This window comes from Paenibacillus timonensis, from assembly GCF_022427145.1.
Lineage (GTDB): Bacteria > Bacillota > Bacilli > Paenibacillales > Paenibacillaceae > Fontibacillus > Fontibacillus timonensis.
In genome coordinates this window covers 59470-74284 of sequence record NZ_JAKSXN010000023.1, presented here as the reverse complement: position 1 = coordinate 74284, position 14815 = coordinate 59470, and the positions used below count along the sequence as shown (strand labels likewise).

Below are 14815 nucleotides of genomic sequence, written 5' to 3'. Positions count from 1 at the left end.
TCCGCTTTCTCCTTACGATCCCGAATGTAGTAAGCATATCCCTGGGCTTGTCAACATATGATGGGGACAAAAACGGTTTGAGGGGATGAGCTTCAGCATGGGTCGGAACAAGTTTGCGGTCATCGCGATATGCATTGGCTTTGTCATGATTCTAGGGCAGTTTGCCGGCATCCGGGCTTTTGTCGCCGAAAGCTCGGAGGAAAAGGGGGGCAGCTACGCTTTCCGCCTGATTAACGACCTGACCGGAGACCTGGGTGCGCAAGGCCAACAAGACCTGGAAAGCGACGGGACCGCGAAAGATACGGATCCCCTGCTGGCCAAAATCCGGCTGGAGGCCGAGAAGCGGCGAATCGAGCCGATCGACGCCGTGGTTGACCGGGTCTGGAAAGCCATTCCCGGCTACAATGGACGCGAGGTGGATATCGAGCGGACCTATGCCAAGGCCAAGCAACTGCCCGAGGGTGCGGAAATCGAGTATATTTATCGAGAATTACGGCCGAAAGTCAATCTCGAGGATTTGGGCGCGCAGCCGATTTATCGGGGGAATCCGAACAAGCCGATGGCCGCCCTAATGATCAATGTGGCTTGGGGCAATGAATATCTAATACCTATACTCGATACGTTGGATCAGGCAAAAGTGAAAGCAACCTTTTTCCTGGATGGAAGCTGGCTCAAGAAGAATGAAGAACTGGCCGGGGAAATCAAGCGGCGCGGCCATCAAATCGAAAATCACGCCTACTCCCATCCGAATATGAGCCAGCTGGAGGTAACCCGGGCCCGGCTGGAGATCTCCAAGACGAAGGAACTGCTGAAAGAGAAGCTGGGCGTGGAGAACCGATGGTTCGCGCCGCCTTCGGGGGATTATAACATGCAAACCGTCAAGCTGGCGGCGGAGCAGGGGCTAAAGACGGTACTGTGGACCGTGGACACGGTAGATTGGAGAAATCCGCCGGCATCGAGTATTGTAAACAAGATCGCCAGCAAAGTGGAGCCGGGCTCTCTGATTCTGATGCATCCGACGCCATCCAGCCGGGATGCGCTTGCGGGAATGATTCAGGCCATTCAGGGCAAAGGGCTGATGCTGGGCACGGTGGAGCAGACGCTGTCGCCGGACCGGGTGGAAGCCAAGGTTCCGCAGAGTTGAGCTTGCCGCCTTTTTTTGGTAGGATAGGGATGCATTTATTAACGACGCAATCAAATGCATCGCAAAACATTTAGGAGGGCCTTTCGTGAAGAAAACGCAATTAAAAAACGGCCTTCGGGTGGTTATGGAGAAGATTCCGACTTGCCGTTCGGTTTCGTTCGGCATTTGGGTCAAAACCGGCTCCCGCAACGAGAGCCCCGAACGGGGCGGAATTTCGCATTTTATCGAACACATGCTGTTTAAAGGTACGGAGCGATACAGCGCCAAGGACATCGCAGAGCAGTTTGATGCGATCGGCGGGAATGTAAACGCATTTACGTCCAAGGAATATACTTGTTATTACGCCAAAGTGCTGGATGAGCATCTACCGATCGCGGTCGACGTATTGTCGGATATGTTTTTCCGTTCCTTGTTCGATGCGGAAGAGCTGCGGAAAGAGAAAAACGTGATCGTGGAAGAAATCTCCATGTACGAAGATACGCCGGATGATATGGTGCATGATCTCGTATCGCAGGCGGCCTACGGGGAGCACCCGCTGGCCCTGCCGATTTTGGGCACGGAGGAGCAGCTTCGCGCCATGGAGTCGGAGCATTTGCGGGAATACATGCGCGAGCATTATACGATCGAAAATACGGTCATCAGCGTAGCCGGCAATATCGATGAACAGGTGATCGAACTGCTGGAGAAATATTTCGGCGACTTTTCGAACCGAGGAAACTCCAGCGCGTTAGCTGCGCCTGACTTTTTGGGCGGACTCAAATTCCACCGCAAGAAAACGGAACAAAACCATATTTGCTTGTCCTTTCCGGGTCTGCCGGTCGGGGACGACAAGCAATATGCGATGGTGCTGTTGAACAATGCGATCGGCGGAGGCATGAGCTCGCGGCTTTTTCAGGAGATTCGCGAGAAGCGGGGCTTGGCGTACTCGGTGTACTCCTACCATAGCTCGCATGCCGACAGCGGCCTGTTTACGGTATATGCGGGAACCGCTCCGCGTCAAACCAAAGAGGTGCTGGACTTGACCAAGGAGATCCTGCACGACGTATCGGTCAACGGAATATCCGCCAGCGAGCTGAGCAAGGGGAAGGAACAGCTGAAGGGAAGCTTGATTTTGAGCCTGGAGAGCACCGGAAGCCGGATGAACCGGCTGGGTAAAAATGAGCTGATGCTCGGCAGACATTATTCCTTGGATGAAATGATCGCCCGCATTGAGGCGGTCACCATGGACGATGTCAATCAGGTGCTGAAGGGCATGTTTAGCCAACCGTTTTCGCTCGCCATGGTGGGCTCATCGGATCGCGTGATATCGGGAGTTAGGAGAGATGAACTTGTCGTTTGAAGTGCAAATCAACCGTTTGGCAGGAAATGAAGATATTGAGCTGCCTCGTAAAATGTCGGAGCTGGCCTCCGGCTTCGACCTCTACGCGGCCGTTACGGAGGAGCTGACGCTCTTGCCGGGACAACGCGCCCTCGTGCCGACCGGGATCGCCATCGCGATGCCCGGCGGCCTGGAGGCGCAAATTCGCCCGCGCAGCGGTCTGGCCTATAAGCATGGAATCACTTGCCTGAATACGCCGGGGACGATCGACGCGGACTATCGCGGCGAAATCAAGGTGCTGCTGATCAACCTCGGACAAGAGCCGTTTGTCATCCGGCGGAATGAACGGATTGCGCAAATGGTGCTTCAGATCGTCCCTGAGGTGAATCTCGTGCAAGTGGACGAGCTGTCGGAGACCGTTCGCGGCGCCGGCGGATTCGGGCACACCGGGACGAAGTAAGGACCCGGGAAAATAAGACCCAAAAGCACTTTATGTGCTCGACGACTACGTGAGCACAGTAAAGACCGTTCGATTATTAAATCGGACGGTCTTTTTACTGACGTATGCCAATCGATATGTAAGGTGGTGTGAGAGGTCAGTTCCTTAACGAATGGATAGCCTCTTACACGATGAGGATCCAGACGACTATTTTGTGGACTCGCCGGCGATGAGCTCTTTCAGCTTCTCCAACTGCGCGTCCCGTCCGTCGATGATATCCTGGCGCGACGTGTAAACCGGGATATCCGGGGACAGGAAGGTTTTATCGTTCAGGCGAATATCAGGCCGGGTAAATTGTTTGAATGATACCGAAAAGTTGTAGCCGGAATGGGGCAATGCAAACGTCAGAATGTCTCCGTAGCTGGAAGGCGGGTTGCCGGTAGGTTCGCCAATGACCGTGGCAAGCCCGTTGTCTTTGAGGATCACGGCAAACCAATTCCCCGAACTAAAAGTAGTGCCGGAGGTAAGGACGTACAAATCCCCCGTAAACGGATGTTCGACTTTTTCCAAAACGGGGATTTTGGCGGGAGCATGGTGTTTCGTACCCTTGTTTGGAGTCCCTTCATAAGTATTGGCGGACTGGGAAGAAAAACGTACAAAGCTCCCATAGCTTTGATATTCATCCACTGCCAAATAGCGCATGAATTCATCTACGACGGAAGAATTCCCTCCCGTATTGTTGCGTAAATCAATAGCGACACGCTTGATCCCCTTCACCCGAATCTCGTTGAAAAAGTCTGTTAGCGTTTGTAAATAAGCGTCGTTCACTTCGCAAGTATTAATCCGCAGCACTCCCAAAGATAGCCGTTAGTCGATCGCGTAATTGTACATGCTGCCGCCGTAATCATAAGGCGTTCCCATATCCCGGTTGTTCAACCGCCCGACTAAAGGTAAATTCAACTCCACCGTTTGTTGATCCCTCAAGACTTTAACCTTGACTTTCTGACCATTCTCCAAGAGGTTCAGGTGATCTAGGAATGCACGGCTAGCCAGCATGGGGATGCCCATGACTTTTACCCAATTGTCGTTTTCAGCCGAAATGACTTTGGACAACTCGTTCAAAAGCTGAGGAGGCGTTAGGCCACCTAATTCAAGCAATAGGTCGCCTTGCTGCAATTCGGGGGTCGAATGAAGTGCTACGGGGCCTTCCGGGGTCCAATACAGCGGCAAATTTAAGGAGGCCGAGGAAGCAGAAAACGGGCTGATATTTGTGTGGGCATCATGCAATTGGGTGACGATCGTGTCGGCCAAGAAGAAAAACCGGCCTGCAGGCAAAGGTTGCTTCGAGACCAAGTTGTACACCTCATCGATTGCTTTTGTTTGCTCTTCGCTCCAACCTTCAATAAGAGACGGATGCACCTGCTGGAGCGTGGCGACAAGGTAATCCAGGTCTTCTTTCATTTCGTCCTCGGTTAACAGAAGATCGCTCGAATGATCTCCGACGGTAATTTTATCCACCGGTTGATTTAACGGTTGTATGCCGGCTTCCTTATTATTATGCAGAACGATAAGGATACAAGTTATCAGCAGCATGATGATAAGGACTAAGGCCATGTCAATAAGTCGTGTGCGTCTATTCATTTAACCTCCCCCTTCCATATATTGGGGTAATCTTAAAATGCAATGCTTCAATTGACTATGAGCAAAATCATGTCGCATATTTCCGGCGCCCACCGGAATCCCTTTTCACCACTTCGTAGGCCCCGGCATAAGATGGGTCTATACTGTGTTGCTTGGAAGGAGTGCCGTCTAAGAATGCTGACCGGAATAACGATTGTATTCCTTGGTGGTGACGCCCGGCAGGTGGAGGTCATCAACAAATGTCTGGAACTGGACGCTACGGTACGGGTTGTTGGCTTCGACCGGCTGGAGACGCCGCTTAAAGGAGTATCGCAGGAGACGTTAAGTCCAGGATTGCTGGCCGGTGCCGATGTCATCATCCTTCCGGTAATCGGTTGCGATGATCAAGGTGTCGTTCCGGCGCCGTTCTCTGCGGAACAGCTGGTCATCAAACGGGAATGGTTTGCATCTGTCCGAAAAAACACGCTGGTCTACACCGGGATCGCCAAAAGCTTCTTGAAGCAAATGGGCAACGAGCACGGTTTCCGGATCATTGAGGTGCTCGAACGGGATGACGTCGCCATCTATAACTCGATTCCGACGGCCGAAGGCGCAATTATGATGGCAATCCAAAATACGGACATCACGATTCACGGTTCGACCAGCATGGTGCTCGGCATTGGGCGAACAGGGTTTACGCTGGCAGGTACACTGCAAGGGTTGGGAGCGAATGTAAGGGTAGGGGTACGCAGGGAGGACGATGTGGCGAGAGCGGTGCAAATGGGCTGGAAGCCTTTTGCGACAAGGGATTTGGCCGCTAACGTAGCGGATGTTGACTTGATTTTTAATACGATTCCGACTATGATAGTCACAGCGCAAATCATCTCGAAACTGCCGCGTAAGGCGGTGATCATCGACCTTGCTTCGGCGCCCGGAGGGACGGATTTCCGTTTCGCCGAGAAGCGCGGAGTGAAGGCGATCTTAGCCCCTGGCCTCCCCGGAATCGTCGCTCCCAAAACGGCTGGAATTATTATGGCAAACACGATTTGCCAGTCGATTTTGGAGGAGTATCCATTACGGGGGGATGAACAGTGAATTGGCAGGGAAAAACGGTAGGTTACGCCATTACGGGCTCGCATTGTACGTTTGCTGAGGTAATGCCTCAGATTCAGCGTTTTGTAGACGGAGGGGCGAAGGTTGTGCCGATCATATCCCAGTCGGTGCTGACGACCGACACCCGTTTCGGTAAATCGGAAGATTGGCGCAAACAGTTGAAAGATATTACAGGGAATGATATTATTTCTTCAATTGTCGAAGCTGAACCGCTGGGCCCAAGCAAGCTGCTCGACGTCTTGGTTATCGCTCCTTGCACGGGAACGACCACGAGCAAGCTGGCTAACGCCGTAACGGACAGTCCCGTGTTGATGGCGGCAAAAGCCCAACTGCGGAACGGGCGTCCGCTCGTCATTGCGGTGTCGACTAATGACGGTTTAGGTTTTAATTTGGCGAATATCGCCAAGCTCATCGTGGCTAAAAATGTGTATTTCGTTCCGTTCGGGCAAGACAATCCGATCGGCAAACCGAATTCGCTCGTGGCGAACATGGAACTGGTACCGGAAGCTTGTTATGCCGCACTTGAAGGCAAACAGCTGCAGCCGCTGATTATCGAACGTTTTCATGGGTAAATCGGCAATTGCCGGCATGCCGGGCGAAAATGAAACCCTTGCAAGCCGTTTAACGCCGCGATTTTCACAGGACGGACTCAACATAGGTAGGAAGTATCGGAACAATTTGCTCAAAGGCGCAGCATGGAATGCCGTACACAATCGCGGAGATCATTGCGGCGAAGGGGTATGTTTTCGAAGCTCTGGGTTCGTTAATCTTGCTAATCAAACGGAATGAAGTCATCGCTTTACTCCGCACTTATTAATTGGAGGAATATCCATGCGCATTTTGGTGCAAAAATTCGGTGGCACGTCTCTATCGACGAAGGAAGCGAGAGAGCATGTCATCTCACACGTTCGCCGGGAACTGGATAACGGTTTCCGGCTCGTCGTGGTGGTATCGGCCATGGGCCGGAAAGGCGATCCTTACGCGACGGATACCTTGCTTGATTTGGTCGCTGAGGGAGAAGGGCATTTGCCGCCCCGCGAACAAGATTTGCTGATGGCTTGCGGCGAGATCATATCCGCAGCCAAGCTATGCAGCCTGCTGGCAGAACGGAACATCTCTTCGGTCGTATTGACCGGGGCCCAGGCGGGCTTCCGAACGGACAGCCAGTACGGCAACGCAAGAATTCTGGACATCGTCCCGACAAGGGTGCTGGACGAATTGCAGCAAAAGGACGTCGTGATCGTAACGGGATTTCAAGGGCAAAATCAAGGCGGCGATTTCACGACGCTTGGACGCGGAGGCAGCGATACGTCGGCTACGGCATTGGGAGCCGCGCTGCATGCCGAAATGGTCGATATTTATACGGACGTTAACGGAATATTGACCGCGGATCCGCGGATCGTCGAGGATGCGAAACCGCTGGAATACGTCAGCTACGCAGAAATTTGCAACATGGCGCATCAGGGCGCGAAGGTCATCCATCCCCGTGCGGTGGAAATCGCGATGCAGTCGGGAATTCCCGTTCGGGTTCGCTCCACTTTTTCGCAAGGAGAAGGAACGCTTGTCGCCAATCCCGAAGGATTTAAGGACGTTCAGATCGGCATCGTGGACCGTTACGTGACTGGGATTGCTTACGTGGCGAATGTGACTCAAATCCGGGTGGAATCAACAGGCAAAGGCCCCGATAACCTGCAGCTGCGGGTATTTAAGGCGATGGCGGAGAACGACATCAGCGTTGATTTTATTAATGTGACCCCAACGGGCGTCGTTTATACCGTTTTCGACAAAGATTCGGCCAAGGCGGAAGAAGTGCTGAAATCGCTGGATCTCTCGCCGCAAATCTGCACCGGCTGCGCCAAAGTGTCGGTCATCGGCGGCGGGATTAACGGCGTTCCCGGCATCATGGCCAAAATTGTCGAGGCGTTGACCGAACATGGGATTCAGATCCTGCAATCGGCCGATTCGAACACCACGATTTGGGTGCTGGTGCACAAAGACGATATGGTGCAGGCGCTCCGGGCGTTGCATGCCAAATTCGAACTGGGCCGTTAACTTCGGCATCGTTTGGATCGAATCAGGAAAGGGCAGGGAATGCTGAAAGGGCAGCAATAAATAAGCGAAGCGGGAGACGGAAGGAGGAGATGGCGTGATTGATTTCGGAAGAATGATTACAGCCATGGTAACGCCTTTTAATGATCAAGGGAATATTGACTGGGACCAAACCGCGAGCCTGATCGACTATTTGGTGGAGGAGCAGCGGTCCGACAGCCTTGTCGTGAGCGGAACGACGGGGGAATCCCCAACGCTAACGGATGAGGAAAAGCTTGAATTATTTGCCTTTGCGGTGAAGCATGCGGCAGGGCGCTGCAAAATCATCGCCGGCACGGGCAGCAACGATACCGCTCATTCCGTTAATTTGACGCGCGAGGCCGAGAAATGCGGCGTTGACGGAATCCTGCTGGTCGCCCCTTACTACAACAAGCCGAATCAGGAAGGCCTTTTCCGCCATTTTGAAACCATCGCGGCTGTCACGAGCCTGCCGGTTATTCTGTATAACGTACCAAGCCGTACGGTCGTCAGTCTGAGCGTCGATACCACGCTGCGATTGGCACGGATTCCGAATATCGTCGCCACCAAAGAATGCGCGCCGCTGGACCAGATCGCCATGATCGCGGCTCAAGCGCCGGACCATTTCAAAGTTTATTCGGGAGATGACGCCTCGGCGCTGCCGGCGATGGCGGTGGGGGCTTACGGCGTGATCAGCGTCGCCAGCCATCTTGCGGGCCGCTCGATTAAAGAGATGGTGGTGCAATTCTTCGACAATGGCAACGTCAACGAAGCAAGCCGGTTGCATCGCGAGCTTCTGCCATTATTCAAGGTGTTGTTCGAATGCCCGAATCCGGTGGCGGTGAAGTATGCGTTAAATGAAACCGGTCATCCCGTAGGTTCGGTTCGGTTGCCGCTCGTACCGCCGAACGAGCAGGAAGCGCAGCGGATTCGCAGCTTCCTCTAATTGCTGACTGACCTTTCTCTTTAACCAGATATGTGCTGAATTTCCAGAAACCGATGCCTGATTCGCAGGCATCGGTTTTTTTGTCATGGTGCAAGGTAACGTTAAACGTAGGTAAAAGCGCTGACTTGTTTTTTGCCAATTTAATCATGTATAATGATTTCAAGTGACTGGGTGCGGTGAATTTTTAAATTAATGGATCGTTCAAGAAGTTGGCTTACATCAGCAAGCGAAAGCGAGTTTCGTTCTGCCGTTTCGCTTTGAGCTGGATGGAGCTCTGTGGCATACCTAAACTTGATTGAACAACCATTTTAGGATGATGACTTTGAGAAACGGCTAGATCGCCTTGATTTAGGCGGTTGTTTGTTCCTGCGATTTACGAGCATTGGAATTCAAATGCAGCGGTCGGAGCCATTTCCATAGGAATTTTCGATACGACGTCCAAAATAATTAGGAGGGTTAGATTCACTTGTCTAAAAAAATGAATAATGAAAAATTGACGATTTTCGCATTGGGCGGCGTCGCAGAAATTGGGAAGAACATGTATGTCGTTCAATATGCCAATGATATCGTGGTCATCGACTCCGGACTTAAGTTTCCGGAAGAGGACATGCTTGGCATCGACATCGTCATTCCCGATATCACTTACTTGACGGAGAACCGCGATAAAGTTAGAGGCATCGTGCTGACGCACGGGCATGAAGACCATATCGGCGGGTTGCCTTATGTATTGAAGAACTTGAATGTTCCGGTTTACGGGACGAAACTGACTTTAGGGCTTGTCGAGAACAAGCTGAAGGAAGCGGGACTGCTCGGCGAAACGAAACGCGTACTGATTAACGCGGATTCCGTCATCGAGCTCGGTACGACGATGAAAGCATCGTTCTTCCGGACGAATCATAGTATTCCGGATTCGGTTGGCGTATGCATCGAAACCCCGGAAGGGAACGTGGTTCATACCGGCGACTTCAAATTTGATCATACCCCAGTCAATGATCAATATGCGGATTTGCACCGGATGGGCGAAATCGGGAAAAACGGCGTTTTGGCACTTTTATCGGATAGCACCAATGCGGAGAGACCGGGCTTCACGCCTTCGGAGAAGAACGTTGGGATCGTGCTCAGCGATATTTTCCATAAAGCGAAGCAGCGCGTCGTTGTAGCGACTTTCGCTTCCAACGTCCACCGGATCCAGCAGGTGATCGATGCGGCGTACGCAACGAACCGGAAGCTGACCATTATCGGGCGCAGCATGGTGAACGTCGTGACGATTGCCGAAGAACTAGGTTACTTGAACGTTCCGGACGGGATCATCATCGAGCCGGAGGAAGTCAACAAAATGGCTGCGGACCGCGTCGTCATTCTATGCACGGGCAGCCAAGGGGAACCGATGTCCGCCTTGACGCGGATGGCCCGCTCGACCCATCGCAAGGTGGATATCCTTCCTGGCGATACGGTCATCATTGCGGCAACTCCAGTGCCGGGCAACGAGAAATACGTCGGCCGGACGATCGACGAGTTGTTCCGCCTCGGCGCGGAAGTGATTTACAGCGGATCGAATTCCGGCGTGCACGTATCGGGCCACGGTAGCCAAGAAGAGCTGAAGCTCATGCTTAACCTGATGCGGCCGAAATATTTCATTCCGATCCACGGGGAATACCGCATGCTGCGGAAGCACGCGTTGCTTGGCGAGTCGGTTGGCGTCGAGCCGGATAACATTTTCCTCGTTGATATCGGGGACACCATCGAGATTCAGAACGGCGTAGCTCGCAAAGCCGGGAAAGTACCGGCCGGCAACGTGCTGATCGACGGGCTTGGCGTAGGCGATGTCGGCAATATCGTATTGCGCGACCGCAAGCTGTTGTCCCAAGACGGCATTTTGGTTGTCGTCGTAACATTGAGCAAGCAGGACGGAACGATCGTATCCGGACCGGATATTATCTCCCGCGGCTTCGTTTATGTTCGCGAATCGGAAGGGCTTTTGGATGAAGCGAACCGGATCGTATCCAGCACGCTTGAGAAGCTGATGAGCGAGAACGTGAACGAATGGGCTTCGCTTAAAACGAACGTCAAGGATGCGCTTGGCCGCTTCTTGTATGAGCAAACGCGGCGCAGACCGATGATTCTTCCGATCATTATGGAAGTATAAAATCTATTTTGCACACACACAGTCGCCTCTTTTCCTGCCGGTAATTTGGACGGTTCCTTGCAGGAAAAGAGGCTTTTTCGTGTCCGCAGGTCCGGAGTTCACTGTCCTGGGCATTGATTGACGTATTTATGTACGATGCTCCTTATGGCGATCAGGCTGGCCCGGTTTTGCTCAAGCGATGAGCCCTTCTCCACGGTTTTGGTATAGATTGAAGAAGGTTGTCGGCATACTAAGGGCTGCGTAGTGAAACGAAACTTCGTCGAGTATGCCGACACCGAAAGGAAGACGAAACCATGAATAAAGATGTGAGCAAATCGACCGTTCGCGGCGAATCCGAGCTGCCTCCAAACGAACCGGAGAAAAAAGAGGCCACGGTGCCGGAGATGATCCAGCAACTGGGACAAACGGCAGTGCCGACTCCGGGCGAATCCAATGTCTATTGCTTGACGATTATTGGTCAGATTGAAGGCCATTTGGTGCTGCCGCCGCAAAATAAAACGACCAAATACGAGCATCTCATTCCCCAGCTCGTGGCGGCCGAGCAGAATCCGCGGATCGAAGGCCTGTTAATTATTTTAAATACCGTAGGCGGTGATGTGGAAGCAGGGCTTGCCATCGCGGAGATGATCGCCTCCCTGTCCAAGCCTACCGTCACTGTCGTGATCGGCGGGGGGCATAGCATCGGGGTGCCGATTGCCGTCGCTTCCGATTATTCGCTAATCGCCGAAAGCGCGACGATGACCATCCATCCGATTCGCATGACCGGGCTTGTCATCGGGGTGCCCCAGACGTTCGAGTACATTGAGAAAATGCAGGAGCGGGTCGTACGCTTCGTCACGACGCATTCGCACATCTCGGAGGAGATGTTCAAGGAGCTGATGTTCAAGACCGGGGAGCTAAATCGGGACATCGGCACGGCGGTTGGCGGCAACGATGCCGTGAAGTATGGGCTCATCGATGCCATCGGCGGCATCGGCGAAGGGCTGAGCCAGCTCAATTCGTTGATCGAATCGCGAAGACAAGCGGGAGGGATCACGCAGTGACCCATTACACGATACTGCCAGAAGAAGCTTACTGGGAAAATGCGGAGAACCAGGAGGCATACGGTGAAATCGAACTAAACGGCGTGCTGATGCAGGTCCGGATGGAGGCTGGCAACCGGGCGACAATCGTACGGCTGCTGCGCTGCCGGCTCGAGGATTATTTGAATCCCGATCTGGCGCCCGGGCGGCAAATCGCTTTTTTTCCAACTTTATTGAAATGAGATGAATGCCGGCGACGGCATCTTCTCTAGGTCCCCCCTCGGTGATTATGGTATAATATTCATCTAGGGGGTGTTTTCGTTTGCCACGGAAACGGAAGAAGAAGAAAGCTGCCATTGGCAGCATGCTCAAATACGAAATATACGGAATCATCCTGATTACCTTATCCATTATCGCTTTGTCCGGGGAAGCTGCCGTCGGAAGAACGTTATCGAAAATGGCCGCATTGATCCTCGGCAAATTTTATTTTGTGATCCCTGTTATTGGAATTTACATAGGACTCGCCGTCATGATCAATCGAAAATGGCCCAATCGCTGGAACGCCCGCCGTAGCGGCGTCCTGTTGGCCGTATTATCGCTGACGCTGATGAGCACCATCTCCGCTATGCAGCATAAGCTGGCACCGGCGGTTCCGTTGTCCGCAGGCAATGTGCTCGGCCAGATACATCGCGATCTGCAAGGCGCGCTGTTTCAGCCGGCTGCGAGCGACGCCGGGATGAGCCTGCTGGGGCTGGATATTAGTGGAGGATATGTCGGCGCCCTGGAGTTCGCCTTATTGTATTCGTTGTTCGGCATGGCCGGTGCCAAGCTGATCATGATCGTACTGCTGGCGATTAGCTTTATGCTGGTAACCGGACTGTCGTACGTTGATTTATTTCGGATGCTGCGTTCCAGATTGGCCGTGCTGGGCGAGAGTCTCGGGAAGAAAATGCGAATGCTGCGCCCCATACCAGTCCGCGGCAAAGGCAAGCGGGTGGAGAAGCCGGCCCCTGCGGTTACTTCCTACGATGATATGGAGGAAGAGATTACCGATCTCGATAACGAACCGCTACCGGCATCAGCCCGCAAGAAGCCGGTGTTCTTCCAGCTATTGAACTTTAAGGGAAGACCGGACGAGCAGCCAGAGGCGGAAGCGCCGACCCCGCAGGAAGAGGTTGGCGTCGGGGATATCGCCGAACCAACTGCCGAAGCGGGAATTAACTGGAATGAGCTGAATTACATCGGTAAGGAAGAAGGCACGGAGAGAAGCAAGAGTGAGGATCATCGAGGCAGCGAAACCGGCCCGATTATCCGCGATTTCTTCGACCATATTCAACGGGAGAGCATGCATCATGACGAGGATGCGGATGATGCCGAGCATGGGGGTCCCGGCTTCCATGGGGATGCGTTCCCGGATGTCGAATCTGGCGGCTTGGAAGGCGGCGAGCCTGAACTCGGGGAATCCTTGGCCGGAGCCATTGATGGGAGTGCAGGCACGGCCGCCCTTGATGAGGACGTTCCGCCTCCGCCTCCGCCCAAACCGGCACCTAAGCCGTACAAGCTGCCTTCGTTCCGGCTTCTGTCTAAACCGGCCGGGGCGGGTAAATCGGGCGACCAAGCCGATTACATGCAGACGGCCCGCAAACTGGAGGCCACGCTTGAGAGCTTTGGCGTTCGGGCGCGGGTACTGGAGGTAGTGCGCGGACCGGCGGTGACCCGCTACGAAATTCAGCCGGATATCGGCGTGAAGGTTAGCCGAATCGTCAACTTGACGGACGATATCGCCTTGGCTTTGGCCGCGAAGGATATCCGGATGGAAGCGCCGATCCCGGGCAAATCGGCGATCGGCATCGAGGTGCCGAATAACGAGGTATCGCTGGTCACGATGCGCGAGGTGATGGAGACGCCGACGTTCATGGACGCGGAATCCAAGCTTAGCATTGCATTCGGGCGCGATATTTCCGGCCAGACGATCGTCGGCAACCTGGCGAAGATGCCCCACCTGCTGGTCGCCGGGGCGACGGGTTCGGGGAAATCGGTGTGCATTAACGGCATTATCACCAGCATCCTGTTCAAAGCGAAGCCGGATGAGGTCAAATTTATGATGGTCGACCCCAAAATGGTCGAATTGAATGTCTATAACGGAATACCGCACTTGTTAACCCCGGTCGTTACCGATCCGCGGCGCGCTTCGCTGGCGCTCAAGAAAATCGTCGTTGAGATGGAGAAACGGTATGAACTATTCTCCAAATCGGGAGCGCGGAACATCGAAGGCTACAACCACATGATGGCGGATCATCCGGATGCGATCTTGCCTTACATCGTGGTGATCGTGGACGAGTTGGCCGACTTGATGATGGTCGCGGCCAGCGACGTCGAAGATGCGATCGCGCGGCTCGCGCAAATGGCCCGTGCCGCAGGCATCCACTTGATTATCGCCACGCAGCGGCCGTCGGTCGACGTCATTACCGGCGTCATCAAAGCCAACATTCCGTCCCGGATCGCGTTTGGCGTATCGTCCCAGGTCGATTCGCGGACGATACTCGACATGGCGGGCGCCGAGAAGCTGCTGGGCCGCGGTGATATGCTTTACATGCCGATGGGCGCTTCCAAACCGATTCGCGTGCAGGGAGCGTTTATGAGCGACCAAGAGGTCGAGACTATCGTAGGTTACGTACGCGGGCAAGGACAAGCCGAATACGACGAAAGCCTGGTCCCCGAAGTGGACGACGAAGTGCAGGAAGCGGACGAGGTGCTGGACGAGCTTTATGACCAGGCCGTCCAAATCGTGCTGGAAGCGAAGCAGGCTTCGGTTTCGCTGCTGCAGCGGCGCATGCGTGTCGGGTATACCCGGGCTGCGCGGCTCATCGATTCCATGGAGGCCCGAGGGATCGTCGGGCCGTATGAAGGCAGCAAACCGCGGGAAGTGTTAATGTCGATCGAGCAATACAAAATGGGAAGGATCTCCTCCTGATCTTCGGATCGGGGGAGACCTTCCCT

General features: G+C 53.7%; 13 protein-coding genes. 11 read left to right on the top strand and 2 right to left on the bottom strand.

The genetic code is table 11. The features are described 5' to 3' along the window. The first annotated feature begins 97 nt into the window (after positions 1–97). The 3 genes from MJ257_RS11160 (at position 98) to dut (ending at position 2922) form a co-directional block, all read left to right on the top strand. Positions 98–1144: a polysaccharide deacetylase family protein gene (locus MJ257_RS11160; RefSeq protein ID WP_240269317.1), complete on the top strand. Its 1047-nt coding sequence runs from the start codon at positions 98–100 to the stop codon at positions 1142–1144. 85 nt (positions 1145–1229) lie between these two features. Next, positions 1230–2483 (top strand): M16 family metallopeptidase, encoded by a 1254-nt coding sequence (locus MJ257_RS11155; RefSeq protein ID WP_240269316.1) that lies wholly within the window; start codon positions 1230–1232, stop codon positions 2481–2483. Further along, complete coding sequence (dut, locus tag MJ257_RS11150) at positions 2467–2922, top strand: dUTP diphosphatase (RefSeq protein ID WP_372489778.1); 456 nt, start codon at positions 2467–2469, stop codon at positions 2920–2922. Before MJ257_RS11155 ends, dut begins: the two co-directional genes overlap by 17 nt. Positions 2923–3108: 186 nt before the next feature. Here dut and MJ257_RS11145 read toward each other — a convergent pair whose 3' ends face one another. Together MJ257_RS11145 and MJ257_RS11140 are read right to left on the bottom strand one after the other, a co-directional pair. Beyond that, on the bottom strand, positions 3109–3753 hold the full coding sequence (locus tag MJ257_RS11145; protein ID WP_270406337.1) for a S41 family peptidase: 645 nt from the start codon (positions 3751–3753) through the stop codon (positions 3109–3111). Positions 3754–3768: 15 nt separating this feature from the next. Then, complete coding sequence (locus tag MJ257_RS11140) at positions 3769–4542, bottom strand: hypothetical protein (protein ID WP_240269314.1); 774 nt, start codon at positions 4540–4542, stop codon at positions 3769–3771. Between the two features lie 174 nt (positions 4543–4716). On the opposite strand from MJ257_RS11140, the gene dpsA reads away from it, so the two are divergent. The 8 genes from dpsA (at position 4717) to MJ257_RS11100 (ending at position 14789) form a co-directional block, all read left to right on the top strand. Then, a complete protein-coding gene (gene dpsA, locus MJ257_RS11135) occupies positions 4717–5616 on the top strand; it encodes a dipicolinate synthase subunit DpsA (protein WP_240269313.1) in 900 nt (299 codons plus the stop codon). Then, a complete protein-coding gene (locus MJ257_RS11130; RefSeq protein ID WP_240269312.1) occupies positions 5613–6206 on the top strand; it encodes a dipicolinate synthase subunit B in 594 nt (197 codons plus the stop codon). Before dpsA ends, MJ257_RS11130 begins: the two co-directional genes overlap by 4 nt. A 259-nt stretch (positions 6207–6465) precedes the next feature. Then, positions 6466–7686: an aspartate kinase gene (dapG, locus tag MJ257_RS11125; protein WP_240269311.1), complete on the top strand. Its 1221-nt coding sequence runs from the start codon at positions 6466–6468 to the stop codon at positions 7684–7686. 94 nt (positions 7687–7780) lie between these two features. Continuing rightward, on the top strand, positions 7781–8647 hold the full coding sequence (dapA, locus tag MJ257_RS11120; protein ID WP_240269310.1) for a 4-hydroxy-tetrahydrodipicolinate synthase: 867 nt from the start codon (positions 7781–7783) through the stop codon (positions 8645–8647). Positions 8648–9113: 466 nt separating this feature from the next. Next, positions 9114–10793, top strand: coding sequence for a ribonuclease J (locus tag MJ257_RS11115; protein WP_240269309.1), 1680 nt, complete (start codon positions 9114–9116; stop codon positions 10791–10793). 293 nt (positions 10794–11086) lie between these two features. After that, complete coding sequence (locus MJ257_RS11110) at positions 11087–11836, top strand: ClpP family protease (protein WP_240269308.1); 750 nt, start codon at positions 11087–11089, stop codon at positions 11834–11836. After that, positions 11833–12057, top strand: coding sequence for a YlzJ-like family protein (locus tag MJ257_RS11105; protein WP_240269307.1), 225 nt, complete (start codon positions 11833–11835; stop codon positions 12055–12057). The genes MJ257_RS11110 and MJ257_RS11105 overlap by 4 nt, the downstream gene beginning before the upstream one ends. A gap of 122 nt (positions 12058–12179) precedes the next feature. Continuing rightward, positions 12180–14789: an FtsK/SpoIIIE family DNA translocase gene (locus MJ257_RS11100; RefSeq protein ID WP_372489780.1), complete on the top strand. Its 2610-nt coding sequence runs from the start codon at positions 12180–12182 to the stop codon at positions 14787–14789. Positions 14790–14815 lie beyond the last annotated feature (26 nt).

What these genes read in the sequence shown, in the direction of transcription:
- dpsA (WP_240269313.1), top strand. Translation starts at nt 4,717, where the DNA reads ATGCTGACCGGAATAACGATTGTATTCCTTGGTGGTGACGCCCGGCAG.
- dapG (WP_240269311.1), top strand. Translation starts at nt 6,466, where the DNA reads ATGCGCATTTTGGTGCAAAAATTCGGTGGCACGTCTCTATCGACGAAG.
- MJ257_RS11100 (WP_372489780.1), top strand. Translation starts at nt 12,180, where the DNA reads ATGCTCAAATACGAAATATACGGAATCATCCTGATTACCTTATCCATT.
- MJ257_RS11110 (WP_240269308.1), top strand. Translation starts at nt 11,087, where the DNA reads ATGAATAAAGATGTGAGCAAATCGACCGTTCGCGGCGAATCCGAGCTG.
- dut (WP_372489778.1), top strand. Translation starts at nt 2,467, where the DNA reads ATGAACTTGTCGTTTGAAGTGCAAATCAACCGTTTGGCAGGAAATGAA.
- MJ257_RS11160 (WP_240269317.1), top strand. Translation starts at nt 98, where the DNA reads ATGGGTCGGAACAAGTTTGCGGTCATCGCGATATGCATTGGCTTTGTC.
- MJ257_RS11140 (WP_240269314.1), bottom strand. Translation starts at nt 4,542, where the DNA reads ATGAATAGACGCACACGACTTATTGACATGGCCTTAGTCCTTATCATC.